This window comes from Lysinibacillus sp. NPDC097279 (genome assembly GCF_044761745.1).
GTDB lineage: Bacteria > Bacillota > Bacilli > Bacillales_A > Planococcaceae > Lysinibacillus.
Window position 1 is genome coordinate 363775 of sequence record NZ_JBIWDA010000001.1, and the last position, 24505, is coordinate 388279.

General features: G+C 39.2%; 20 protein-coding genes, 1 other RNA gene and 2 other annotated features (1 of these 23 cut by a window edge). Of the genes, 19 read left to right on the forward strand and 2 right to left on the reverse strand.

The window, feature by feature from the left end:
* Nucleotides 1-290: a binding site (T-box leader), on the forward strand (it extends 1 nt beyond the left edge of the window).
* A gap of 102 nt (nt 291-392) precedes the next feature.
* The 8 genes from ACIQ1H_RS01695 to ACIQ1H_RS01730 all read left to right on the forward strand — a co-directional run bounded on the left by ACIQ1H_RS01695 (nt 393) and on the right by ACIQ1H_RS01730 (nt 9302).
* Nucleotides 393-1721: a chorismate-binding protein gene (locus ACIQ1H_RS01695; protein WP_402886059.1), complete on the forward strand. Its 1329-nt coding sequence runs from the start codon at nt 393-395 to the stop codon at nt 1719-1721.
* On the forward strand, nt 1721-2752 hold the full coding sequence (gene trpD / locus ACIQ1H_RS01700; protein WP_402888523.1) for an anthranilate phosphoribosyltransferase: 1032 nt from the start codon (nt 1721-1723) through the stop codon (nt 2750-2752). The genes ACIQ1H_RS01695 and trpD overlap by 1 nt, the downstream gene beginning before the upstream one ends.
* Entirely contained in the window at nt 2749-3540 is a 792-nt protein-coding gene (gene trpC / locus ACIQ1H_RS01705) for an indole-3-glycerol phosphate synthase TrpC (RefSeq protein WP_402886061.1), read from the forward strand. The genes trpD and trpC overlap by 4 nt, the downstream gene beginning before the upstream one ends.
* Entirely contained in the window at nt 3537-4154 is a 618-nt protein-coding gene (locus ACIQ1H_RS01710; protein ID WP_402886063.1) for a phosphoribosylanthranilate isomerase, read from the forward strand. Before trpC ends, ACIQ1H_RS01710 begins: the two co-directional genes overlap by 4 nt.
* Nucleotides 4151-5362 carry a tryptophan synthase subunit beta gene (trpB, locus tag ACIQ1H_RS01715; RefSeq protein ID WP_402886065.1) on the forward strand — a complete coding sequence of 404 codons (1212 nt, stop codon included), beginning with the start codon at nt 4151-4153 and terminating at the stop codon, nt 5360-5362. Before ACIQ1H_RS01710 ends, trpB begins: the two co-directional genes overlap by 4 nt.
* A complete protein-coding gene (gene trpA, locus ACIQ1H_RS01720; protein ID WP_402886067.1) occupies nt 5359-6141 on the forward strand; it encodes a tryptophan synthase subunit alpha in 783 nt (260 codons plus the stop codon). The genes trpB and trpA overlap by 4 nt, the downstream gene beginning before the upstream one ends.
* Nucleotides 6142-6435: 294 nt before the next feature.
* On the forward strand, nt 6436-8775 hold the full coding sequence (recJ, locus tag ACIQ1H_RS01725) for a single-stranded-DNA-specific exonuclease RecJ (RefSeq protein ID WP_402886069.1): 2340 nt from the start codon (nt 6436-6438) through the stop codon (nt 8773-8775).
* A gap of 14 nt (nt 8776-8789) precedes the next feature.
* Nucleotides 8790-9302, forward strand: a complete 513-nt coding sequence (locus ACIQ1H_RS01730) for an adenine phosphoribosyltransferase (RefSeq protein WP_172772184.1) — start codon at nt 8790-8792, stop codon at nt 9300-9302.
* 83 nt (nt 9303-9385) lie between these two features.
* Here the strand turns inward: ACIQ1H_RS01730 and ACIQ1H_RS01735 are convergent, their stop codons facing one another.
* A complete protein-coding gene (locus tag ACIQ1H_RS01735; protein ID WP_402886071.1) occupies nt 9386-9838 on the reverse strand; it encodes a MarR family winged helix-turn-helix transcriptional regulator in 453 nt (150 codons plus the stop codon).
* A gap of 188 nt (nt 9839-10026) precedes the next feature.
* Here ACIQ1H_RS01735 and ACIQ1H_RS01740 point away from each other — a divergent pair, with 188 nt between their 5' ends.
* The 6 genes from ACIQ1H_RS01740 to ACIQ1H_RS01765 all read left to right on the forward strand — a co-directional run bounded on the left by ACIQ1H_RS01740 (nt 10027) and on the right by ACIQ1H_RS01765 (nt 16715).
* Entirely contained in the window at nt 10027-11283 is a 1257-nt protein-coding gene (locus ACIQ1H_RS01740; protein ID WP_402886073.1) for an MFS transporter, read from the forward strand.
* Nucleotides 11284-11487: 204 nt separating this feature from the next.
* A complete protein-coding gene (locus ACIQ1H_RS01745) occupies nt 11488-12579 on the forward strand; it encodes a carbohydrate kinase (RefSeq protein WP_402886075.1) in 1092 nt (363 codons plus the stop codon).
* A gap of 3 nt (nt 12580-12582) precedes the next feature.
* On the forward strand, nt 12583-13497 hold the full coding sequence (locus tag ACIQ1H_RS01750; RefSeq protein WP_172772180.1) for a pseudouridine-5'-phosphate glycosidase: 915 nt from the start codon (nt 12583-12585) through the stop codon (nt 13495-13497).
* Between the two features lie 206 nt (nt 13498-13703).
* A complete protein-coding gene (locus tag ACIQ1H_RS01755) occupies nt 13704-15899 on the forward strand; it encodes a RelA/SpoT family protein (RefSeq protein ID WP_337980717.1) in 2196 nt (731 codons plus the stop codon).
* A gap of 94 nt (nt 15900-15993) precedes the next feature.
* Nucleotides 15994-16434: a D-aminoacyl-tRNA deacylase gene (gene dtd, locus ACIQ1H_RS01760; protein WP_402886078.1), complete on the forward strand. Its 441-nt coding sequence runs from the start codon at nt 15994-15996 to the stop codon at nt 16432-16434.
* Between the two features lie 71 nt (nt 16435-16505).
* Nucleotides 16506-16715 carry a DUF2642 domain-containing protein gene (locus ACIQ1H_RS01765; RefSeq protein WP_172772177.1) on the forward strand — a complete coding sequence of 70 codons (210 nt, stop codon included), beginning with the start codon at nt 16506-16508 and terminating at the stop codon, nt 16713-16715.
* Between the two features lie 55 nt (nt 16716-16770).
* On the opposite strand, the gene ACIQ1H_RS01770 is transcribed toward ACIQ1H_RS01765, so the two are convergent.
* Nucleotides 16771-18369, reverse strand: coding sequence for an N-acetylmuramoyl-L-alanine amidase family protein (locus ACIQ1H_RS01770; RefSeq protein WP_402886080.1), 1599 nt, complete (start codon nt 18367-18369; stop codon nt 16771-16773).
* 163 nt (nt 18370-18532) lie between these two features.
* Nucleotides 18533-18775 (forward strand) — a binding site (T-box leader).
* Nucleotides 18776-18901: 126 nt separating this feature from the next.
* Between ACIQ1H_RS01770 and hisS the strand changes: the two genes are divergently transcribed.
* The 5 genes from hisS (at nt 18902) to ACIQ1H_RS01795 (ending at nt 24503) form a co-directional block, all read left to right on the forward strand.
* Nucleotides 18902-20167, forward strand: coding sequence for a histidine--tRNA ligase (hisS, locus tag ACIQ1H_RS01775; RefSeq protein WP_402886082.1), 1266 nt, complete (start codon nt 18902-18904; stop codon nt 20165-20167).
* Nucleotides 20168-20185: 18 nt separating this feature from the next.
* On the forward strand, nt 20186-21955 hold the full coding sequence (aspS, locus tag ACIQ1H_RS01780) for an aspartate--tRNA ligase (RefSeq protein ID WP_337980721.1): 1770 nt from the start codon (nt 20186-20188) through the stop codon (nt 21953-21955).
* 137 nt (nt 21956-22092) lie between these two features.
* Nucleotides 22093-22296, forward strand: a non-coding RNA gene (gene ssrS, locus ACIQ1H_RS01785) — 6S RNA.
* A 295-nt stretch (nt 22297-22591) separates the two neighbouring features.
* A complete protein-coding gene (gene nagA / locus ACIQ1H_RS01790) occupies nt 22592-23767 on the forward strand; it encodes an N-acetylglucosamine-6-phosphate deacetylase (protein ID WP_402886084.1) in 1176 nt (391 codons plus the stop codon).
* A 13-nt stretch (nt 23768-23780) separates the two neighbouring features.
* Nucleotides 23781-24503 (forward strand): GntR family transcriptional regulator, encoded by a 723-nt coding sequence (locus ACIQ1H_RS01795; protein WP_402886085.1) that lies wholly within the window; start codon nt 23781-23783, stop codon nt 24501-24503.
* Nucleotides 24504-24505: the final 2 nt, after the last annotated feature.

Sequence of the window (24505 nt, forward strand, 5' to 3'; positions counted from 1 at the left end):
AGAAATTGTTGAATAAGAGTAGTAGCATAAGCGTGCAATCTAGAGAGTCAGTGGCTGGTGAAAACTGATTTGTAGCTTATGTGAATGGACTTATGAGAGTTGCTATGCAAATAGCAAACGGATTCCCCACGTTATCGGGGGTGCTTTAACGTAAACATATGCCTAATAATTCTTTCGTACAAAAACAGTGCGATAGATTTTATTTGCTATACGTAAAAATGATAAGGCACATAAGTGAGAGCTATCTAGCTCTAATATGAGGTGGCAACGCGGTCATGATCGTCCTCTGTAATTAGGAAAATTCCTTTTTGCAGAGGGCTTTTTTTGTTTTGTTTTATGCTTTTGCTAAATCGAGAAACGTTAAATTAATGTTTAAAAGGAGTTTAGTCGATATGCAAACAACCAGTTCAAGAACGAAGGTAAAGAAAATAAATGGGGATTCGTTAACACCAATATTAATTTTTAGACGCTTGCAAGGTACACATAAATTTTTGCTAGAAAGTTCCGCTCAGCATGAAGGGGCAGGACGCTATTCATTCATAGGTGCCAATCCTCGAAAAACATATAAAGGTATAGGCGATGAGATTACGGAATACTCCTATAAAACGGGCAAAACGTATACACATAAAGGCGACATTTTCGTATTGTTGAAACGCTTGATGCCTCGTATTTCGAATACGACTGAATTTCCATTTTCAGGTGGTGCAATAGGTTATATTGGCAGTGGTGCTACAAACAACGTAGCAAGAAATCAAGAAATTTTAGAGGGGCCAGATATACATTTTCATGTTTATGAAACAATCGTTGTTTTTGACCACCTAACGGATGAGGTTACATTGATCCATACAAACATCGATGCAGAAAATAAAGAGCCGAATTTAGAGGAATTGGCTCAGCAGTTATTAACTGGTAAAGAAGCTGAAGATACTACATGGAGCTATCAAGCACTAAAGACGTTATCGGATACACAATTTCATACATTTGTTAGCAAGTTAACGGAGTCGTTAAGCGAGGAGCATACACGTGTTATGCTATCTAAACACTTTTTAGCAACTATACAGGGAGATGCCTTTGCATTATATCGTCAATTACGAAAGAAAAACCCTGCACCTTATATGTATTTTGTAACATTTGAGGATCATATTGTGATGGGAACATCGCCTGAAAGTTTAGTTCGAGTAAAAGGTGAACGTGTTATTACAACACCGACAGAAGGCACTTATGCGCGAGGTACAACCAACCTAGAAGATTTAGAAAATGAACGCAAGCTGTACGAAAATGCTGAAGTGAGGAAATCACATGCCGTTCTTGTTACGGCGATGCAACAAGAGTTGGCAACAGTATGTTTCCGAGATTCTATACGAGTGATTGATGCGATGAGAATTGAGCGGTCGAAGCAGGCGCTACATATGACCTCCTATGTAGAAGGGCAACTATTACCGATGCTCCATGCAATAGATGTCCTAGCTGCGACAATACCGCCATTTACCGTTACTTCTTCAACAGGTGTTTTTGGTGGGGCTATTGGATTTATCGGTTTTAATGGGCATTTAGATTTTGCATTAACTGGGAAGTCCATTGTTGTTGAAAAAGAAACAATGCATATGCAATCTACTGTAACGGTAACAAAATATTCAAATGTGAAAAATGTACTGAAACAAGTAACAGCAGAAGAACAGTTGTTTTTACAACATTTGGAAAATGGAGGTGAGATAAAATGATCGAAATGATAACAAGAAAGGTTCAGCAGCGACAGCATTTAATGTATGAAGAAATGATAGAAGCTGCAAAATGGATGTTTCAACAAGATACGCCGAAAGAAGAAATAGCTGACTTTTTAGTAAGCTTATCCGCAAAGGGCGAAACCGCACATGAAGTGGCGGCATTGGCCATGGTAATGCGTTCATTTGCACTTGAAGTACCAGCTAAAGCAGGTGTCTATATGGATAACTGTGGTACAGGTGGAGATGGTTTAAATACATTCAATATTAGTACGGCTTCAGCCTTTGTATTGGCAGGAGCAGGTGTCAAAATGGCGAAGCACGGTAATCGCAAAGTTTCATCTTCATCGGGTAGTGCTGATGTGTTAGAAGCGCTAGGTATTCATACAAATATTTCTATTGCGCAAACGGTAGAGCTATTAGAAAAAGAGGGGATAGCCTTTTTATATGCTCCCAATGTACATCCAAAATTGAAGCGTATCGGAGAGGTACGTCGTGCCTTAGGAAAGCCAACTATTTTTAATCTTGTCGGTCCACTGACAAATCCAGTCCCATTATCTACACAATTTACTGGTATTAATCGACCAAACTTTGTAATGGAATATGCCTCTGTTTTACAAATGCTTGGACGAGAGCGAGCGATAGTTGTTTCTGGTCCAATGGGTTTAGATGAAGCTTCACTTGCTGGTCAAAATACATTTGTTTTAGTCGATAAGGGAGATTTAATCCCGTTTACTTTAACAGCAGAAGATGTAGGACTACACTATGCTCCTTTAGAAGCGATACGTGGAGGCAATGCTAACGACAATGCAGCTATAATGCGCAAATTGCTAGCAGGAGAACAAAGTGCTTATTTTGATACGGTATTGTTAAATGTGGGAATTGGTTTATTTGGTCATGGGATAGCGCAAACCGTTAAAGAAGGTGTAGAAATCGCTAAAGATAGTATCTTCACTGGATGCGCATTACAAAAATTAGAAGCTGTTGTCGCTTATAGTGAGAAAATTAAAGAGGTGGAGATAGGGCAATGAATATATTAACTAAAATTATAGAACAGAAAAAAATAGAAGTAGCCAACTTACTTACACAGCCAGATCCACTAGCCAATTTTACTGACATAAAGCGCAACTCACTTTTTGCAACGTTAAGTTCTGCTGATACTTTGCAAGTCATTGCAGAAATGAAACGAGCATCTCCGTCAAAGGGGCTTATTGCACAAGGTGCTGATCCTGTTAAACAGGCAAAAATTTATGCAACAGCAGGGGCAGCGGCGATTTCTGTCTTAACGGACAAAGCATTTTTTCAAGGTTCATTTGAAGATTTGGCGGCGGTTGCGAAGGCTGTGCAAACACCATTACTTTGTAAAGATTTTATGATTGATCGTGTGCAAATTCGATTTGCCAAGGCTGCTGGTGCATCTGTGATTTTACTAATCGTTGCTGCCCTTGATGATGCAACGTTACAAGATTTATTTAGCTTTGCAACAAGCTTAGGACTAGAAGTATTAGTAGAAGTTCACGATGTCGAAGAGCTTGAACGTGCACTAGCTTTAGGGGCAAAGTTAATTGGTGTCAATAATCGAGATTTGCGAACATTTGAAGTAGATTTAGCACGTACGCAAGAAATTGCAGAAGCTTTTCCTTTTGAAGAGCAACGAGTGCTAATTAGTGAAAGTGGCATTTGGAGCAATGCAGATGCTAAAAAGGTAGCGGCTATGGGTGCAAGTGCTGTTCTTGTAGGAGAATCCTTAATGCGTAGTGGTGATGCAGGTAGTGCACTTCGACATTTACAAGTAAATAAAGCGGGGGCATCAGTATGACGAAGGTGAAAATTTGTGGATTGAAAGAAATACAGCATGTTAAAGCGGCTGTGCAAGCAGGAGCAGATGCCATCGGTTTTGTCTTTGCTCCAAGTAAACGTCAAGTATCCATTGCACAGGCGCAACAATTGGCTAAGCATGTACCAAAAGGCGTTATGAAAATAGGTGTTTTTGTAAATCCAACGCCTGAGGAATTAGAAAAAGCAGTTTTAGGCGTGCCATTGGATTATGTGCAGTATCATGGGGATGAAACGCCTGATTTTATTGCTCAGCAAGGCTATCCTTCGATTAAGGCATTGTCTGTCCATGGTGCTGAGGATGTGCAGGCAGCGACCAACTATGATGTTGACTATTATTTATTTGATGCGCCTGGCACGGATTATAAAGGCGGAAGTGGTCATACGTTTGATTGGACATTTCTCGAGGCAGCTGGCATCCAACGTGACAAGCTAATACTAGCAGGCGGCTTAAAGGTAGAAAATATTCAAGAGGCATTGTCATTAGTATCACCTTCTATGGTAGATGTTTCAAGCGGTGTGGAGACAGAGGGTAGCAAAGATACGAAAAAAATAGAAGCATTTTTACAAGCAGTAAAGAGGGGGAGAGCATTATGACAAATTCAATGGCAAATAGCGTACCAACGAAGGAAGGGCGCTACGGGAAATTTGGCGGACAGTATGTTCCTGAAACATTAATGACAGCATTAATAGAATTGGAAGCATCTTTTGATGAGGCAATGGCAGATCCCACATTCACAAATGAGCTAGCTTATTATTTACAGGAATACGTCGGACGTGAGACACCACTATACTATGCTGAAAATTTAACAAATGAGCTGGCGGGAGCCAAAATCTATTTAAAGCGTGAGGATTTAAATCATACAGGTGCTCATAAGATTAATAATGCAATTGGGCAAGCGCTTCTTGCTAAGCGAATGGGTAAAAAGAAAATAGTGGCGGAAACGGGCGCGGGACAACATGGTGTAGCGACAGCGACAGCCTGTGCATTATTAAATCTGGAATGTGTTGTTTTTATGGGTGCAGAAGATATAAAACGACAACAATTAAATGTTTTTCGTATGGAGCTACTTGGCACAAAGGTAGAGTCTGTTGAAACGGGTTCGAAAACGCTGAAAGATGCTGTTAATGCTGCCCTTCGCTACTGGGTGACGAATGTCGAAGATACACATTATATTTTAGGCTCAGCACTAGGGCCACATCCTTTCCCAAAAATTGTGCGTGATTTCCAGCGGATTATTGGTGTGGAAACAAGAGCACAAGTCCTTGCAAAAGAAGGGCGTTTACCAGATGCTGTTGTCGCTTGTATCGGCGGAGGTAGTAACGCAATTGGCATGTTCCATCCATTTGTCGATGATGCATCAGTAGCGTTATACGGTGTAGAAGCTGCTGGAAGTGGCATTGAGACAGGAAAGCACGCTGCTGCCATTGCAGGCGGACAGTTAGGTGTTCTTCACGGAGCATACATGTATTTGCTGCAAGATGACAATGGCTTTGTACAGGAGGCCCATTCGATTTCAGCAGGTCTTGATTATCCTGGCAAGGGGCCAGAGCATTGCTATTTGTATGATATCGGACGCGCAAAGTTTGATTCTATTACAGACGATGAGGCACTTGAAGGTCTTCAATTATTAAGTCGCACAGAGGGAATTTTACCAGCCCTGGAAAGTGCACATGCTATAGCGTATACAGCAAAACTTGCAAAAGAGATGAATGCTGAAGACATTATTGTTGTTTGTTTATCAGGTCGTGGTGATAAGGATGTACATACTGTTCGTGCAGTACTTGGAGGTGATGAAAAATGACAACTTTACAGCAGGCAATTGAACAAGTGAACAACGCTGGTCATAAAGCATTTGTGCCCTATATTATGGCGGGAGATGGTGGGCTTGAAACGTTAAAGCCGACGATTTTGTCCTTACAAAACATGGGGGTAACAGCTATTGAAGTTGGTATTCCTTTTACGGATCCAGTTGCTGATGGACCAACGATAGAGCAAGCAGGAGAACGGGCTTTAGCGGAAGGTGTAACATTGCGCAAAGTGCTAGAAGCGCTCGCTTCATTCCGTCAACAGATAACCGTTCCATTAGTCGTTATGACATATTTTAATCCAGTTTTAGCCTATAGTTTAGAGCAATTTGCCATTGCTTGTGTGGCAGGAGGAGTTAAAGGAATAATCGTACCTGATGTACCATTAGAAGAAAGTGAAATACTACGTCAAACTTTAAATCCCCACGGTGTTGATGTAGTGCAACTTGTATCGTTAACAAGCCCACCAGATCGAATTGCTCGTATAGCAGCAGCTAGTCAAGGCTTCGTTTATGCTGTTACGGTAAACGGTATTACTGGAGCACGCGCGAGCTTTGCAGATGATTTAGAAGGCCATTTCGCACGTTTGCGCAATATGAGTCCGATCCCTGTGTTAGCTGGCTTCGGTATTTCTACGCCACAACAAGTAGTGAGCATGGGTGCCCTTGGCGATGGTGTCATAGTAGGCAGTACGATAGTGGAGGCTTTGCATAAAGGAAATGTTGCGAAGGTCGAAGCATTAGTCGCTGCATCAAAAGGAATTGAAATTGTTTGAGTGCCTGGCACTTCGCTTGCACACTTGTAAGCCGCAACAATCGCTTGCGTGGCGGTCTGTTCCAGTACATTCGTCGCCGTCGTCCGCTCTAATTAACTGAAATTGTTTGAGTGCCTGGCACATTTCAATCCGAAGTCTACTCTTTCTTAGAGTAGGCTTTTTTACATGCTGATCTTCAATGGCTCCATGTTAGTAATAATAGAAAATCTATGCAAGGATAAAACTAGTAAGCTAGTGGATAGTGCGAACATCCTTGATTTTCGGTATAATAGCCTTCGTGAGGAAGTGAGAAATATGATTTTATCGAAAAAAAGATGGCAGGTCGAGCGTCCAGACGCCGAACTTGTACAAACTTTACAAAATGACTTACAACTTTCTGCAATTGCGGCGAAAATTTTGGTTGCCCGAGGATGTTCAACATCAGCTGATGCAGAAAGCTTATTAAATATGACAGAAGCAAATATACATGATCCGTTTTTAATGCATGGTATGGCAGAAGCGGTAGAGCGCATACAGCAAGCGCTAGAAAAGAATGAGAAAATTTTAGTTTATGGGGATTATGATGCAGATGGTGTGACGAGTACGACGGTCATGCTCAACGTATTACTAGACCTTGGAGCGGACGTATCATTTAAAATTCCAAATCGTTTCTTACATGGCTATGGTCCGAGCGAAGCATTATTTCGTAAAGCTCATGAAGAGGGCATTCAATTAATTATAACGGTAGATAATGGTATCTCAGGTATTGAACCGATTCGAGTGGCTAAGGAACTTGGGATGGATGTCATTGTGACAGATCACCATGAGCCTGGGGAAGAGTTACCACAGGCGGATATCATTTTACACCCGCGCGTACCAGAAGGGCATTATCCGTTTGGTGAGCTAGCGGGTGTTGGTGTGGCATTTAAATTAGCGCACGCCCTTTATGGGGAGCTGCCAACCCATTTATTTGAGTTTGTGGCAATAGGTACCGTTGCAGATTTAGTACCTTTAGTTGACGAAAACCGTTACCTAGTAAAACGTGGCATTGAAGAGATGAAACGCTCACTTAGCCCGTGGATACAAGCAATGTGTGAAGTAGCAAGTGCAGAGCAAGCCACTATAAATGAAGAAACGATTGGCTTTTATTTTGGACCACGTCTAAATGCAGTTGGACGACTAGGCGAAGCATCTCCAGCTGTTGAATTACTCATGGCAGAGGATGCACCGAAGGCGACAGCTTTAGCGAAGCAGTTAAATGGCTGTAATACAGAGCGAAAAGATATTGTGAAAAGTATTACAGATGAGGCGATTGCCTTCATTGAAGCAGATGAAAAAATAGGGGACTCTCTTGTTTTAGTTGTAGCAGGTGAAGGCTGGAATGCTGGTGTTGTAGGTATTGTGGCATCCAGACTTGTTGAACTTTATTATCGTCCAACAATTGTTCTTTCATTAGACTTGGAGAAAGGGACAGCTAAAGGATCTGCCCGTAGTATCGAAGGATTCCATTTATATAATGAATTGGCGAAAAATAGAGATATTTTACCGCATTTCGGTGGACATCCGATGGCAGCAGGTATGACGTTACCATTAGAGCATGTGGATGAACTACGAGCGCGATTGGATGCGCAGGCAAGGGAATGCTTAACAGAAGAGCAATTAACGCCAGTTGTTTCAATAGATATTCCGCTTAAAATAGATGAAATATCCGCGGAGGCGATTGAAGAAATTGCGACGCTCGGCCCGTTTGGCACAGATTTCCCGAAGCCAGTGTATGTGCTTGAGGATGTGGAAATTGCATCAATGCGTAAAATTGGCGCTGCTGAAAATCACATTAAAATGGAATTAACAGACGGCTTAGAGAAATTGGATAGTGTAGGATTTAATAAAGGGCATTTGTTCAATGAGCTGACATACGGCATTAAAGTTTCGTTTATTGGGGACCTTCAAATAAATGAGTGGCAAGGACGTAAAAAGCCACAGTTTATGATTGAAGATGTGCAAACGACGGAGTGGCAATTATTTGATATTCGTGGAATTCGTCAAACATCTCGATGGTTGCATACAGTGCCGAAGGAGGAAGCTGTTTTTTATGCGTTCCGTCCTGAGACAATTAGCTATTATCATTCATTGCTTGGTGTGCCAATACAATTAGTTGATGCAGAGCTGTCCAATGTAGAGCAAACAAATTACATTGTGTTGCTTGATTTACCGCATAACGTTCAATTATTAGAAAATGTATTACAAAAAACAGCACCTTCCCGTATTTATGCGCATTTTTATATGCCAGATTCCCAGTACTTCAACGGAATGCCTACACGTGAACAATTTGCCTGGTACTATAAATTTTTAAAGCAACGTCCTGCATTTCCATTAGATATGCATCTAACAGATTTAGCAAAGCATACGGGTTGGCCGTTAGAAGCATTAAAATTTATGACACAGGTGTTTTTTGAGCTCAATTTTGTTAGAATGGAGAGTGGACTGACGACTGTCAACGTGAATGTGCCGAAAACGGCATTAACGGAGGCGCCGTCTTACAAACAACGTTCAGAACAGATTGAAATAGAGCAAAAACTTGTCTATGCACCATATATAGAGTTAAAGCAATGGTTTGATGAACGATTAAATTTATATGCGAATACAATTTCGTAGGAGGAGCAAGAACTATGGATTTAAAGCAATACGTGACAACAGTTGAGAACTGGCCAAAAGAAGGCATTAGCTTCAAAGATATTACAACAATTATGGATAATGGACCAGCTTACAAATATGCAACAGACCAAATCGTTGAATACGCTAAAGAAGTTGGCGCAGAAATTATTGTAGGTCCTGAAGCTCGTGGCTTCATTATTGGTTGCCCAGTTGCCTATGCACTAGAAATTGGCTTTGCACCAGTTCGTAAACCAGGAAAATTGCCACGTGAAGTAATTAGTGCCGATTACGGTTTAGAATACGGTAAAGATACTTTAACAATGCATAAAGATGCCATCAAACCAGGTCAAAAAGTGCTTATTTGTGACGACTTATTAGCTACTGGTGGTACAGTAGAGGCAACTGTTCGCTTAATTCAACAATTAGGTGGAGAAGTTGTTGGCTGCGCATTCCTAATCGAGCTAAACGAACTAAACGGTCGTGCAAAACTTGGCGATCTAAGCGTGAAAACGTTAATTCAATACTAATCAATGCAAAAGGCTGTCCCATATATTGGGACAGCCTTTTCATTTATTGAGTGCCAGGCACCCAAACAATTTGAAAAATTCCGTTATTCGTAGGTTTTCAATACTTTTTGCATTTTTTTAAGTGTTTCATAAAAGTCTTTATATTTGTCGAGGCCAATATCTTGAATAATTTTTTCTTGTATTTCCATCCAAAGAGGCGTTGCTTCCTTTAGCTTTTCAATACCAATAGCCGTTAAGGAAATGATTTTTGTTCGACCATCTTGTGTATCACGAATAACATCCACATAGCCGTTTTTCTTCAATAGATTGACATTACGGGTTATCGTTGTCTGATCAAGTAATAGAATATCACCTAGTTGACTTACTGAAACTGCTTTATGACGGGCAATATTTGCTAGCATCGAGTATTGAGTAACTTTTAATTGAGTAGGTTCAAGTACTTTATCATATAGCTGTGTTACGGCCCTAGTCTTTTTTCTAAGATTTGCACATACGCAAATTTGAGTATAGTCAATGTCTGTGTAATTTGTCTCCATAACTAGATCTCCTTTTCTTTTTTCGTTATATTACATTGTAACACTAAAATGGAATTATTTTCTTGACATCTAAATTAGCAAGTCATTATTATATATGTATATACATATATTTTTAGCATAACGGTTTTCTAAACTTTTTTCATTTAAAAACATTCGTTTTACATTTTTCAAGAAATGTAGGTGGCGTTATGAAACGTATTCATTACAGTTGGTTTATTTTATCGATAACATTTTTTTCAATTATTGTAGCAGGCATTACTTTATCTTCATCAGGTGTTTTTATTGGCCCGTTTGAACATGAATTTGGCTGGGACCGATCGGTAATAGCAATGGCTTTTGCTATAAGTCTTTTTTTATATGGCATTTCTGGTCCATTTATGGCAGCATTACTCGAAGTTCTTGGATTAAAGAAAATGATGCTAGCTGCTATGACAATATTAATGATAGGTATATCGCTTACATTGTTAATGCAACAAGCATGGCAACTAATTATTATTTGGGGCTTTATTATTGGGCTAGGCGCGAGTCTCTTTTTAACCGTTTTAAGTCCCTTTGTAGCGAATCATTGGTTTGAAAAAAGAAGAGGGCTTGCTTTAGGGATACTAACGGCCAGTACTGCAACAGGACAATTAGTTCTTCTGCCAATATTAGCAATGATTATCGAAAATTCCTCATGGCGATGGGCAATTGTTTTAATCATGGTGTTAAGCGCCATTATGTTTTTCATTATTTTAGTGTTTATGAAAAATAAACCGAAGGATGTTGGGGTTCTTGCATATGGACTTGAAGAGGAAAAATCGGAAAGTGTAATAGTAGAAAAGAAAAACCCAATCATTATTGCTTTTAATGGTTTGTTCACTGCGGTGAAAGTGAAAGAATTTTGGCTTTTAGCAGGTAGTTTTTTTATTTGTGGATTATCAACGAGTGGTTTAATTGGTACGCATTTTGTATCGTATTGTATTAGCTTCGGTGTTCCATTAGTAACGGCAGCTTCGTTTTTATCGTTTATGGGCATATTTAATTTAGTTGGAACAACATTATCAGGCTGGTTATCTGATCGCTTCGATAATCGCTGGTTACTGTTTTGGTATTATCTTTTAAGAGGAGCTTCTCTCGTTTTATTGCCGTATGCATTAATGCAAGGTTCGCTCACATTGCTTATTATTTTCACTGCGTTCTATGGATTAGATTGGATTGCTACTGTACCGCCTACAGTTAATATATCAAGACAAATTTTTGGCACGCAAAAAAGCGGTATTATTTACGGTTGGATTTTTGCATCCCATCAGGCAGGTGCGGCAGTAGCAGCGTATGGTGGAGGTCTAATTTATAAATTTTTCAATTCGTACACATGGGCATTTTTCTTAGCTGGTGTATTTTGTGTTTTAGCTAGCCTGTTTGTCATCATAGTGAAAAAACAAACGCTGAATAAACTAGCACATTAAAATAACTGCTCTGATTGTAATGAACAGAGTGAATTGAACATAATAGTATAAACGACATAAAAAGTACAAATAGTATGCTAGGAAGTATTCTAGCGTGCTATTTTTTTGCCGTAAAACCAGTTAGGTAATTGTGAATAAGAGATATGTTTGACAAAATACAAACAAAAGTTTATAATGTAAACAAATATAATAAAAGGTGATGCTATGAATGAAAGAGAACAAGCGGTACTGGCTTTAATTCGTAAAAATCCGTTTATGTCTCAGCAAGAGATGGCAGATAAGATGAATCTGTCACGTCCAGTACTTGCAAACTTAGTGTCGAGCTTAACGAAGCAAGGGAAGATTGTTGGCCGTGCTTATATTTTACCTGAGGAAAATGAAATTATTTGTATCGGCGGGGCTAATCTCGATCGGAAATTTCATGTAAGAGGGACCGTGCAATTAGGAACTTCTAATCCTGCTAGCTCCTCATTTAGTGTAGGTGGGGTTGGTCGTAATATTGCGGAAAATTTAGGTCGACTTAATCATGAGGTGACGTTACTCACGACAGCTGGAAAGGATGCGGATTGGCAAGTAATCCAAGAAGCATCAGAATCATTTATGAATTTACGCTATGTCGAGCAGTTACCAGATGCTTCAACTGGTTCCTATACTGCGATTATGGACGAGCAAGGTGAACTTGCATTAGCTGTTGCAAACATGGAAGTTTATGATTTGTTATTGCCAAGTTTATTGAAGAAATATGAGCCAATGCTGATGAATGCAGGCTGCTTTATTATGGATTTAAATTGCCCGAAAGAAACGGTCGCTTACATCCAGCAAGTAGCGATTGCGCGAGCTATTCCGTTTGTCATTGTACCTGTATCTTCACCAAAAATGAATCGATTACCAGATACATTGCAAGGGGTTACATGGTTTATTTGTAACACAGATGAAGCAGAAACAATCGTTGGTCATAAAATTGAAAACGATGCAAGCTATGAAAAAGCTATTCAAAAGATTCTTCAATTAGGTGCCGAGCATGTCATTATTACGGCAGGTAGCAAAGGTGTCTATGCTGCATCTGCAACTAGTACACCAAGTCATTTTACTGCTAAGGAAATAACTAAAATTGAAGATGTAACGGGCGCTGGTGATGCTTTTGTAAGTGCTGTCATCCATAGTTGGTTAAGGGGACAATCTCTTGATGTTTGTATTGATGCAGGCTTAACAAATGCTAAAAATACACTGGCATCCCCGTACACAGTAAGACCTGAATTATCAGAAGAATTGTTAAAGAGTGAAATGGAGGAATAACACATGAAAGAATTTATCGTATTATCAGAAGAAGTAAAAGCTGGACAAGCAAAAGGACTACCAATTGTTGCATTAGAGTCAACAATTATCTCACATGGTATGCCATATCCTCAAAACGTACAAACAGCACGTGAAGTAGAGCAAATTATTCGTGACAACGGTGCAGTGCCTGCAACGATTGCGTTAATTGACGGTAAAATTAAAATCGGTTTATCTGACGAAGAACTTGAAATGTTTGGGAATGCACAAGGTGTTGCTAAAACATCTCGCCGTGACCTAGGCTATTTATTAGCGACGAAAAAATTAGGTGCAACAACAGTTGCTGCAACAATGATTTGTGCTGAGCTTGCTGGCATTGAAATTTTCGTTACAGGTGGTATCGGTGGTGTGCACCGCGGTGCTGAAACAACAATGGATATTTCAGCTGACTTAGAAGAATTAGCACAAACAAATGTTGCTGTTATTTGTGCGGGCGCTAAATCTATTTTAGATATCGGTTTAACACTTGAATATCTTGAAACAAAAGGTGTACCTGTTGTAGGTTATGGCACGCCAGAGCTTCCTGCATTCTACACACGCCAAAGTGGATTTGATGTAAACTTTAAGCTTGATACTCCAGAAGAAGTAGCAGCAATGTTACGTGCTAAATGGGATTTAGGTTTACAAGGTGGAGCAGTGATTGCAAATCCTATTCCAGAAGCAGAAGCGCTTGAGCACGAATTTATCACTAGCATTATTGAAAAAGCGTTACAAGAAGCTGAAGAAAATGGAATTCAAGGTAAAAACGTAACGCCATTCTTACTTGGCAAAGTAAAAGAATTAACAGAAGGTAAGAGCCTTGATGCAAACATTGCATTAGTGAAAAACAATGCAGTAGTTGGTGCGAAAATTGCGGTTGCTTACAACAAAGCAAACTAACTAGTAAATGAAAGACCCTTTGCGAAGATGATTGACTTCACGAAGGGTCTTTTTATCTATAATAATGTATTTTTAACCCATTAATACGAAGTGTTCACGATATTATCTAAACTATATGACACAGTCCCTTTACAATCGACCTCTATTTTTTATACAATTAAGTTTATATCTAATCTGAAAAATTTGACGAGCAAGGTGGACATGTTATGGCGAAAGAGCAAATTTTGACTCCTGAGGACGTTTTTGATTTAGTCAAATCCTACATGAATGAGGAAAATGTCGCATTCGTGAAAAAAGCATATGAATTGGCAAGAGATGCGCATATTGAGCAATTCCGTAGCTCTGGTGAACCGTATATTATTCACCCAGTGCAAGTTGCGGGTATTTTAGCTGAATTACAAATGGATCCAGAAACTGTAGCAGCAGGCTTTTTACACGATGTTGTGGAAGATACGGAATTTACACGAGATGATTTAGTCCGTGAATTTGGCGAGGAAGTAGCAGTGCTTGTTGACGGAGTAACGAAGCTTGGGAAAATAAAATATTTATCGAAGGAAGCACAGCAGGCGGAAAATCACCGCAAAATGTTTGTAGCAATGGCTCAAGATATTCGCGTCATCTTGATTAAGCTTGCTGACCGTCTGCATAATATGCGCACGTTAAAGCATTTACCTGCTGAAAAGCAACGCCGTATTTCGAAAGAAACTCTAGAAATATTTGCACCGCTTGCACATCGTCTAGGGATTTCGACAGTAAAATGGGAGCTGGAGGATACTGCACTTCGATATTTAAATCCACAGCAATATTACCGTATTGTCAGTCTAATGAAGAAGAAGCGGGATGAACGTGAGGCTTATTTAGACAATGTCATGGGGGAAATGAAATCTCAACTTTCTGAAGTTGAAATTGATGCGGATGTTTATGGTCGACCAAAGCATATTTATAGTATTTATCGTAAAATGGTGCTACAGAAAAAGCAATTTAATGAAATTTATGATTTATTAGCGATTCGTGTACTTGTTGATAGCATAAAAGATTGCTATGCAGTGTTAGGAATAGTCCATACTTTATGGAAGCCGATGCCTGGGCGTTTTAAAGATTATATTGCAATGCCAAAGCAAAACTTGTATCAATCATTGCATACGACAGTTATAGGGCCATATGGCGACCCATTAGAAGTGCAAATCCGCACAAAAGAAATGCACAAAATTGCGGAGTACGGGATTGCAGCACACTGGGCATATAAAGAAGGTAAAAAAATTGATATTGAAAAACAAAATGTCGATCAAAAATTAACGTGGTTTAGAGAAATATTAGAATTCCAAAATGAATCATCTAATGCAGAAGAGTTCATGGAATCATTAAAATTCGATTTATTTTCTGATATGGTGTACGTATTTACACCTGAAGGGGATGTTATTGAATTACCTGCTGGTTCTGTACCTATCGATTTCGCATACCGTGTGCATTCAGAAGTCGGCAATCGTACAATTGGAGCCAAAATCAATGGTAAAATGGTACCGCTTGATACGCCATTAAAAACTGGTGACATCATTGAAATTTTAACATCGAAACAATCATTTGGTCCGAGTCGTGATTGGCTTAAAATCGCACAATCATCGCAAGCGAAAAATAAGATTAAGCAATTTTTCAAGCGTCATCTTCGTGAGGAGAATATCATCAAAGGTAAAGAGATGATTGAAAAAGAAATTCGTTCACAAGATTTCGATATGAAAGAAACGATGTCCTCGGAAAACTTAAAACGTGTTTGCGATAAATTTAATTACACGAATGAAGAGGATTTATATGCGGCAGTTGGTATGAATGGTATTACGGCACAACAAGTTGTAAATCGTTTAGCTGAAAAACGCCGTAAAGAGCGTGAACAAGAAGAAGCGCTTGAAAAAATCGAACAAAAAATGAAAAATCCAATTCCACAAAAACGTACAGAGTCAGGCGTTATTGTGAAAGGCATTGATAATATGCTTATTCGACTATCACGTTGCTGTACACCTGTTCCTGGTGATGACATCGTCGGCTTTATTACAAAAGGTCGGGGCGTTTCAGTACACCGTGCGGATTGTCCAAATATCCAAATTGAGGATGAGCAGGAGCGTATAATTGAAGTGGAATGGGAGCATGGCCTTACACCAGAGAAAAAAGAGTATCCTGTTGATATCGAAGTTTCTGCCTTTGATAGACCTGGAATATTAAATGAAGTCATGCAAATCGTTAGCGAAACAAAAACGAATATTTTAGCTGTAAGTGGCCGTGCAGATCGCGATAAAATTGCGACTATTCATCTTACAATTTCTATTTCAAATATTTCACATTTGCATAAGGTTGTTGAACGCATTAAACAAACACCCGATATTTACTCTGTGCAACGTGTAATTAATTAGAAGAGCAAAAGATAACAAAGTATGCATACTGGAAAGGCACTGCAGTTAGAACGACAGTGGGCACAGATTTTGATAGATTGAGGGGTTAAACATTATGAAAGTAGTTCTACAGCGTAGTAAGGCTGCATCTGTAACGGTCCAAGGAGAAGTTACAGGTGCGATCGAAAAAGGCTATGTGCTTCTCGTAGGTATTACCCATGAGGATACGGCAGAGGACGTTGCATACCTTGCCAAAAAAGTCGCTAATCTACGCTTATGGGAAGATAGTGAAGGAAAAATGAATCATTCCATTTTAGAGCATGGTGGGGCAATCTTATCTGTATCTCAATTTACTTTGTATGGAGATGCAAAAAAGGGCAATCGTCCGAGCTTTACAAGTGCAGCAAGACCAGAAATCGCTGCACCGTTGTGGGAAGCTTTTAATGATGCTTTACGTGGATATGGCTTACAAGTAGAGACTGGTATTTTCGGTGCTATGATGGACGTTGCATTGACGAATGATGGTCCTGTCACAATCTTACTTGAGTCAAAATAGAGGTACATTTCCTATCATTCCTACATATAGTAAGAAGAATGGCAAATTTGTAGGAAGGAAGTGTATCGTCGATGACGCAAACAGGAAGGCTATCGAATCCTTATTTATATGAAACACTTAAACTGATGATTAGCCAAAAAATTGTCGTGCAAACAGAGAAAAGTATCCAGCAAGGGATTTTAACTACTGTATTACCTGACCATATCGTTATCGAGATTGATCATACACCCTTCTTTATTCGTATGGAGGAAATTATATGGGTTACAATGGCGACAAAATAAGCACAAATAAATAAAAACCTTCATTTTCTATAGGTAATAGAAAATGAAGGTTTTTTTATTCGTTAGCATCAAAGTAATCTAAAATACCTTGATAAATGCCGAGTGTGGCCTGTTCTCTGAATTTAGCCGTTGTAATGATCCGTTCTTCATTGGAATTACTTAAGAAACCTAGCTCGAGAAGCACTGCTTTTTGTCTGTTTTCACGAAGTACTAAGTAATTTCCTTCCTGTGTACCGCGATCTTTAATGTTAATTTTACTAGCGAGCCCGTTGTGTATAGCTTCAGCTAGCCCTTTTTGATTGTTGTTCAAATAGTAGGATGTAAAACCCGAAACCGAACTATTGTCAGTTGCATCATAGTGAATACTTATAAACGCATCTGCATCATGTTGGTGTGCAACGGATACACGTTTACGAAGGGCAACGTATTCATCTGATTCACGTGTCATGACAACATTTGCTCCAGCTGCACTTAACTTGGAAGCGAGAAGAGACGCAGTTTTCAATGTTAGATCTTTCTCGTCCGTTCCTCGCTGACCCGTTGTACCGTGGTCATTTCCACCATGTCCAGCATCCACAACAATTGTAAGTCCGTTAAGAGTTCCTTTTTTTCGAGGTTCAGACTTTGTATTGCTAGTTGTAACTACTGTGTTTTGGGAAGTGGAGACTACCCAGTTAGCGACAAATGCCGTTTTATCTTCTAATTGGATTTCGTAAAAATCATCTTTAGCACCTACAATTGGGTAGGTTTCACCTGCATCTACACGTTTAACAACCTCAGCCGTTGTCGTTGCGTCCGTACGTAAGTTTGTCCCATTATAAATAATTGTGACAGATTCAAGCGAGGAAGATGATGGTGATGTTGACGATGACGATGACGATGACGTTGTAGTTTTCGCCGTCGTTTTTACCGAATCTGAAAATGTCCCGTAGAAGCTGTATACCCAACCAGTTTTTTTGTTATTGTACTGAATTTGCACCCAATTATGTTCTTGTGCGAGAACTTTAAAGGATTGTCCATTAGAAACAGTTCCTATTTTTTTTGAGGTTAAATCTGCCTTTTTGCGAACATTTAGTGTATCAACTAAAATAGTAAAGGTCGTACCTTTAGGCTCGGTAGTTGTAGATACTTCTACTACTGGGTCAGTTGTTGTTTTTTCGGTTGTTTCATTAATTGTCACATAGTCTGAAGATACCCAGCCGACTAGTCCATTCCAATTAATTTTTGCCCATTCACCACTTTCTGTTATGAGTGTTGCTTGATTGCCTGTTGACAGTTGCCCAAGGACTGGTGATGCAATATCGGGTTCAGTACGGATATTGAGACGATCAACTTGCGAAATAACTGTTTTATCAATTGTTTGTTGCTCATTTATAGAAGCTGTTAGCCAAGATGCTACCCATCCTTCGTCATTGCCTGCTTTTACTTGAATCCAGTCACCTTCGCGACCGATGGATGTTAACATATCACCTTCTTTTAATGTTGTAATAATCGGGTAAGAGAGCCCAGGTCCTTCGCGTAAATGAAGTATCGTTCCAGTAACTTTTAAATCACTCGTATCGGCAAATACTAGTTCTTTATTGCTGATACTGGGAATCAAAAATGCTAATAATAGGACAAAGATAATGGTTTTATGTATAAGTTTTGTCGTCATCGGACCCCTCCTTTTCTTGTGCTATTTTACCATGTTTTCATAATAAAATTCGAGGGAAAAAGGTAACGGAAATCATTATTTTAATAACTACTTTGTGAAAAATAAGAAAACAGTTGACATTACCTATCGTTGTGACTAACATAAAGGGTAATCAAAAAATGATTAACCGCTTATGACCAAGCAAGTAGCATATACCTCTATTGGAAAAGAGAGGGAAAGACTTAGGCTGCAATCTTTCCTACAAAAAAGTATAAGGCGAATAACACTTGAGAGGCTTTTTTCTGAAAAGGAATTCTTAGTAGGAAAAAACGGAATCGGCCGTTACCCGATTATGAGGAGGACGCAATGTAGTTTGTGCGTCAACTAGGGTGGAACCGCGGAAGCATATACAGCTCTCGTCCCTTGCAATTTTGCAAGGAGGCGAGGGCTTTTTTTGTGGGATTCCTTTTGATAAAAGTCGTCTTGTATGAAGGTAAGTGCGCGCTTTACATACGAAAGCTAGCTCATAAGCAATTGACAAGGAGGTAATTACATGAGTTTTAAAGTGCCACGAGGGACCCAAGATATATTGCCAGGTCAATCAGAAAAATGGCAAAAGGTCGAAGCAATTATTCGTGATATTTGTCGTGTGTATCGATATAACGAAATTCGTACACCTATTTTTGAACAAACAGATTTATTTGCGCGCGGCGTTGGTGAAACAACTGATGTAGTACAAAAGGAAATGTATACATTTGAAGACCGAGGTGGTCGTTCATTAACATTGCGCCCTGAAAATACGGCTGGCGTTGTTCGTGCATATGTCGAACATAAAATGTTTGGTGCACCTGATCAACCTGTGAAGCTATCTTATTTAGGACCAATGTTCCGATATGAACGTCAACAGGCTGGTCGTTACCGTCAATTTGTACAATTTGGTGTCGAAGCTATTGGCTCAGCTGACCCTGCAATCGATGCAGAAGTGATAGCATTAGCTATGGATATTTATGAATCAACGGGTTTAAAAGATTTAAAATTAGTTATCAACTCACTTGGTGATAAAGTAACGCGTGATGCACACCGTACAGCATTAATTAATCATTTTGAGCCACATATTCATGAGTTTTGCTCTGATTGCCAAAATCGTTTGCAAAAAAACCCATTACGTATTTTAGATTGTAAGGTAGACCGTGAGCATCCATTAATGGCTACTGCTCCTGCATTAACTGATTTTTTAACAGAAGATTCAGCGGCATACTTTGCGCAAGTTAAAACGTATTTAGATACGCTAGGTATTTCATATGAAGTAGATCCGAATTTAGTACGTGGCCTTGACTATTACAACCATACAACGTTTGAAATTATGTCAACGGCGGACTGCTTTGGCGCTATTACAACGCTTTGTGGTGGTGGTCGTTATAATGGGCTTGTAGAAGAAATCGGAGGTCCAAATGTACCAGGTATTGGCTTTGCGTTAAGTATCGAGCGTTTATTATTAGCGCTTGAAGCGGAAGCGGTAGAGTTAGATACAGAATCCGCATTAGATGTTTACATGATTGCTATGGGCGATGAAGCGAAGCTAAAAGCAGTAGAACTAACAAGTTCATTCCGTGCTAAAGGTATTTCAACTGATATGGATTATTTAGATCGAAAAATGAAAGCACAAATGAAATCAGCAGACCGTTTAGGTGCTAAATATACGATCGTCTTAGGTGAAACCGAAATAGAAGAGCAAGCAGCAGCAGTAAAACATATGGCATCTGGGGAACAGCAAAAAATTGCCTTCTCAGAATTAGTGAACTACTTATTAAATAAATGATTTTGGAGGAAATGCAAAATGGCTAAAAGAACACATGCTAGTAACGAGCTTTCTGAAACGTTACAAGGCGAACACGTTGTATTAAAAGGTTGGGTGCAACGTCGTCGCGATTTAGGTGGATTAATCTTTATCGACCTACGTGACCGCACAGGTATTACACAAGTTGTATTTAGTCCAGATGTAGCAGAAGCACATGCTTTAGCTGATAAAGTACGTAGCGAATACGTAATTGAAATAGAAGGAAAAGTAATTCTTCGTTCTGAAGATCAAATCAATCCGAATGTGCCGAACGGCAAAATTGAAGTGGAAGCGACAAGCTTAATTGTTATTAATACAGCAAAGACACCTCCATTCCAAATTGAAGATCGTACAGACGTTTCAGAAGATTTACGATTAAAATATCGTTACCTAGATTTACGTCGTCCTGCAATGTTCGATACATTCAAAATGCGTTCAGATGTAACACGTACAATTCGTAACTTCTTACAAAATGAAGGCTTCCTAGAAGTAGAAACGCCTATTTTAACAAAATCAACGCCAGAAGGTGCTCGTGACTATTTAGTACCATCTCGTGTACATGAAGGCGAATTTTATGCTTTACCACAATCTCCTCAGCTATTTAAACAATTATTAATGGTAGCTGGGTTTGAAAAGTACTTCCAAATCGCGCGTTGTTTCCGTGACGAAGACTTACGTGCTGACCGTCAACCTGAATTCACACAAGTTGACATCGAAACAAGCTTCTTAACACAAGAAGAAATTTTAGAAATGAACGAACGTTTAATTCAAGCTGTAATGAAAGATGTCAAAGGCATCGACATTCCTGCACCGTTCCAACGCATGAAATACCAAGAAGCGATGGATCGTTATGGCTCAGATAAACCAGATGTTCGCTTTGGCTTAGAGTTAGTAGCGTTAAATGATGTGTTTGATGGTTGTGATTTCAAAGTGTTTGCTGATACAGTAGCGCAAGGCAAGCAAGTGAAAAGTATCAACATTAAAGGTGCGGCTGATAAATATTCTCGAAAAGATATGGATGAGCTTACAAAATTCGTTGGTATCTACGGAGCAAAAGGTCTTGCTTGGTTAAAAGTAACAGAAGAAGGACTAAATGGACCAATCGCAAAATTCTTCGATGAAGCGTTAGCTGCTGCATTAATAGAGCGTATGGGCGCTGAAATTGGCGATATTTTAGTATTCGTAGCTGACAAAGCGGATGTAGTTGCAGCATCTCTAGGTGCTCTTCGTACAAAATTAGGTCAAGATTTAGGATTAATTGATGAATCCCAATTCGCATTCTTATGGATTACGGACTGGCCATTATTTGAGTACTCTGAAGAAGATGGCCGCTATTATGCAGCGCACCATCCTTTCACACGTCCATTTGACGAAGATATCGAATTAATGGATACAAACCCTGCTGCAGTTCGTGCACAAGCTTACGATATCGTATTAAACGGTTATGAGCTTGGCGGTGGTTCATTACGTATTTATGAGCGTGATTTACAAGAGAAGATGTTTAAACTTCTTGGTTTCTCAGATGAGGAAGCAAAAGCACAATTCGGTTTCTTATTAGAAGCGTTTGAATACGGCGTACCTCCACACGCAGGTCTTGCCTTTGGTCTTGACCGTTTCGTCATGTTACTTGCTGGTCGTACTAATTTACGTGATACAATTGCATTCCCGAAAACAGCAAGTGCAAGCTGCTTATTGACAGATGCTCCAAGTGAAGTGTCTCCAGATCAATTAAGCGAATTAAGTCTAGCGATTAAAACGTTTAAAAGATAAAAGCGTTACCAAATACCTGGATTCCCTAGCAAAAAATGTTGGGAATCTAGGTATTTTTTGCGTTTTTTGAAAGAATCTGTTTTTTTATTATAAATCGTTTGAATTATCAGAAATATGGTGTTATTATAACAGTAATACGAATCCTGATGTGTTTGTCTAACTGCTAGCTCTATTTAACAGTTTTGACCGAACACTATATCGTCGGGAGCCATCTATTTTTGTAGTGGCAAACAAGCCCCATTTTCGAGAGGGACGTTTAAAGCTATAAAGCGGGCACCCACCTGCAAATTGCGGGTTCAAAACGAATGTTTCATTGGCATTACGGCACAATCGGGATTCGTCCATACATAGAATACTAGATACTAATGTGACGTTGTTTAACGTTTTTAGCAAATAAGTGATAGATTGATTAAAGTCAATCTATCACTTTTTGTTATTTATCCTACTTTTTCACGATAAAAAGACAGATGGGCGTTATTTACTAAATTAAACGAAAAATAAGAAAAATTGTAAAATTTACTTTTTATTTTTGGATTAGCATACTATAATTGGTATAGACAACTATACCAAAACATGTAGCTTGTCTTTACGTTTCAAGTAAGCTTCGAAAAAAACTTAGACAGCGGAGGTGTGAAATTGAGCAATACATTATTAATTTCCAATGTAACGATCATCAACCATAACGAAATACCGTTTACAGGTGACGTATTGATTGACAATGGCAAGATAATTAAAGTAGGTAAAGAATTATTTGATAAGGCAGAGCAATATATTGAAGGCAAGGGGAAAGACTGGTTGTTGTTTCCTGGTTACATTGATATGCATATTCATGGTTCTGCAGGCAATGATGCAATGGATGCATCACAACAAGCGCTTCATGATATGGCTGCGTCATTAGTTAAAGAAGGTGTCACAGGCTTCCTTGCAACGACAATGACACAAGCACCAGAAGCTATTGAAAATGCATTAAAGACAATCGCACAATTTGAAAATGGTAATAATGAGGCCAATTTATTAGGTGTACACGTAGAAGGACCTTATGTATCGAAAAAGCGTGCTGGAGCACAGCCAATCGACTATATGATATTGCCATCTATCGAACAATTTGCACACTGGCAAGCATTAAGTAACAACCGCATTAAACAAATAACAATTGCACCTGAGCTTGAAGGTGGCTTTCCGTTTATTGAAGAGCTTTACAAGCAAGGGGTCATTGTTTCAATTGGCCATTCAGATGCAACACTTGAAGAGGTAGAGCAAGCAGTAGCATTCGGCGTCAGACAGGCAACGCATTTATACAATCAAATGCGACCATTCCATCATCGAGACCCAGGTGTTGTAGGCGGAGTGCTTGTTGAAGATGCAGTGAAAGTAGAAATTATTGCAGACTTTGTGCATTGCCATCCTATGTCTGTAAAACTTGCGTATCGAGTAAAAGGGACAGAAGGAATTATTTTAATTACAGATGCAATGCGCGCTAAAGGATTACAATATGGGGATTATGATTTAGGTGGTCAAACAGTCCATGTCACAGAAAGCGGAGCACATTTACCTAATGGAGCATTAGCTGGAAGTGTATTGACGATGGAACAAGCAGTGAAAAATATGAAAGCGGTCACAAATTGTTCGTTGTCAGAGCTTGTAGCAATGTCTTCAGCAAATGCTGCGAAACAATTACAATTGCGCACAAAAGGACGTATTGCAGAAGGCTTTGATGCAGATGTAATTTTATTGGATCCACATTTAAATGTTGAAAAAACTATTTGTCAGGGAAATATTGTATTTGAGAAAACGATAGTAAAAATGCGATAGGATGGTGCAAGTCTTGTTAGATAAAAATTCTCATATACCAATCTATATACAAATAGAAGAAGTATTAAAGCAACGGATTTATTTAGAGGAATACAAAATTGGTGAAAATATTCCATCTGAACGCGAACTGTCCGTTCAATTTGATGTGAGTAGAATGACTGTTCGTCAATCGATTACCAATTTAGTGAATAGTGGATTGCTTTATCGTGAAAAAGGTAGAGGGACTTATGTTGCCAATCCAAAGTTGGAACAGCCATTAATGGGCTTAACAAGTTTTACAGAGGATATGCGTGCAAGAGGGATGGAACCAAGTAGTAAAGTATTACGTTTCGAAAAAATTGTACCACCATTAGATATTGCAGGAGATTTAATGTTAGAACGTGGGGAGGAAGTATTTTTCGTAACGAGGATACGGAGTGCCAATTCTAAACCGATGGCGATTGAAAGAACCTATATTCCAGTGAAAGTATATCCTGAATTAGATGAAAAGAAAATTATGGGTTCCTTGTATGCGCTTATAGAAGCAAAATTCCATCAGAAAATTGGCAATGCTATACAGCAAATGGAAGCGGCCATTGTAGCAAAAGAAGATAGTAAATATCTGCAAATCAATAGTACTGCACCAGTGTTAATTATTAAACGAACAAGTTATTTAGCAGATGGTGTGCCATTCGAACTTGTGCGAAGTACTTATCGTGCTGATCGATACAAATTCATAAGTGAAATTAAAAGGTGATA

What these genes read in the sequence shown, in the direction of transcription:
- ACIQ1H_RS01695 (WP_402886059.1), top strand. Translation starts at nt 393, where the DNA reads ATGCAAACAACCAGTTCAAGAACGAAGGTAAAGAAAATAAATGGGGAT.
- trpC (WP_402886061.1), top strand. Translation starts at nt 2,749, where the DNA reads ATGAATATATTAACTAAAATTATAGAACAGAAAAAAATAGAAGTAGCC.
- ACIQ1H_RS01710 (WP_402886063.1), top strand. Translation starts at nt 3,537, where the DNA reads ATGACGAAGGTGAAAATTTGTGGATTGAAAGAAATACAGCATGTTAAA.
- trpB (WP_402886065.1), top strand. Translation starts at nt 4,151, where the DNA reads ATGACAAATTCAATGGCAAATAGCGTACCAACGAAGGAAGGGCGCTAC.
- trpA (WP_402886067.1), top strand. Translation starts at nt 5,359, where the DNA reads ATGACAACTTTACAGCAGGCAATTGAACAAGTGAACAACGCTGGTCAT.
- recJ (WP_402886069.1), top strand. Translation starts at nt 6,436, where the DNA reads ATGATTTTATCGAAAAAAAGATGGCAGGTCGAGCGTCCAGACGCCGAA.
- ACIQ1H_RS01730 (WP_172772184.1), top strand. Translation starts at nt 8,790, where the DNA reads ATGGATTTAAAGCAATACGTGACAACAGTTGAGAACTGGCCAAAAGAA.
- ACIQ1H_RS01735 (WP_402886071.1), bottom strand. Translation starts at nt 9,838, where the DNA reads ATGGAGACAAATTACACAGACATTGACTATACTCAAATTTGCGTATGT.
- ACIQ1H_RS01740 (WP_402886073.1), top strand. Translation starts at nt 10,027, where the DNA reads ATGAAACGTATTCATTACAGTTGGTTTATTTTATCGATAACATTTTTT.
- ACIQ1H_RS01745 (WP_402886075.1), top strand. Translation starts at nt 11,488, where the DNA reads ATGAATGAAAGAGAACAAGCGGTACTGGCTTTAATTCGTAAAAATCCG.
- ACIQ1H_RS01750 (WP_172772180.1), top strand. Translation starts at nt 12,583, where the DNA reads ATGAAAGAATTTATCGTATTATCAGAAGAAGTAAAAGCTGGACAAGCA.
- ACIQ1H_RS01755 (WP_337980717.1), top strand. Translation starts at nt 13,704, where the DNA reads ATGGCGAAAGAGCAAATTTTGACTCCTGAGGACGTTTTTGATTTAGTC.
- dtd (WP_402886078.1), top strand. Translation starts at nt 15,994, where the DNA reads ATGAAAGTAGTTCTACAGCGTAGTAAGGCTGCATCTGTAACGGTCCAA.
- ACIQ1H_RS01765 (WP_172772177.1), top strand. Translation starts at nt 16,506, where the DNA reads ATGACGCAAACAGGAAGGCTATCGAATCCTTATTTATATGAAACACTT.
- ACIQ1H_RS01770 (WP_402886080.1), bottom strand. Translation starts at nt 18,369, where the DNA reads ATGACGACAAAACTTATACATAAAACCATTATCTTTGTCCTATTATTA.
- hisS (WP_402886082.1), top strand. Translation starts at nt 18,902, where the DNA reads ATGAGTTTTAAAGTGCCACGAGGGACCCAAGATATATTGCCAGGTCAA.
- aspS (WP_337980721.1), top strand. Translation starts at nt 20,186, where the DNA reads ATGGCTAAAAGAACACATGCTAGTAACGAGCTTTCTGAAACGTTACAA.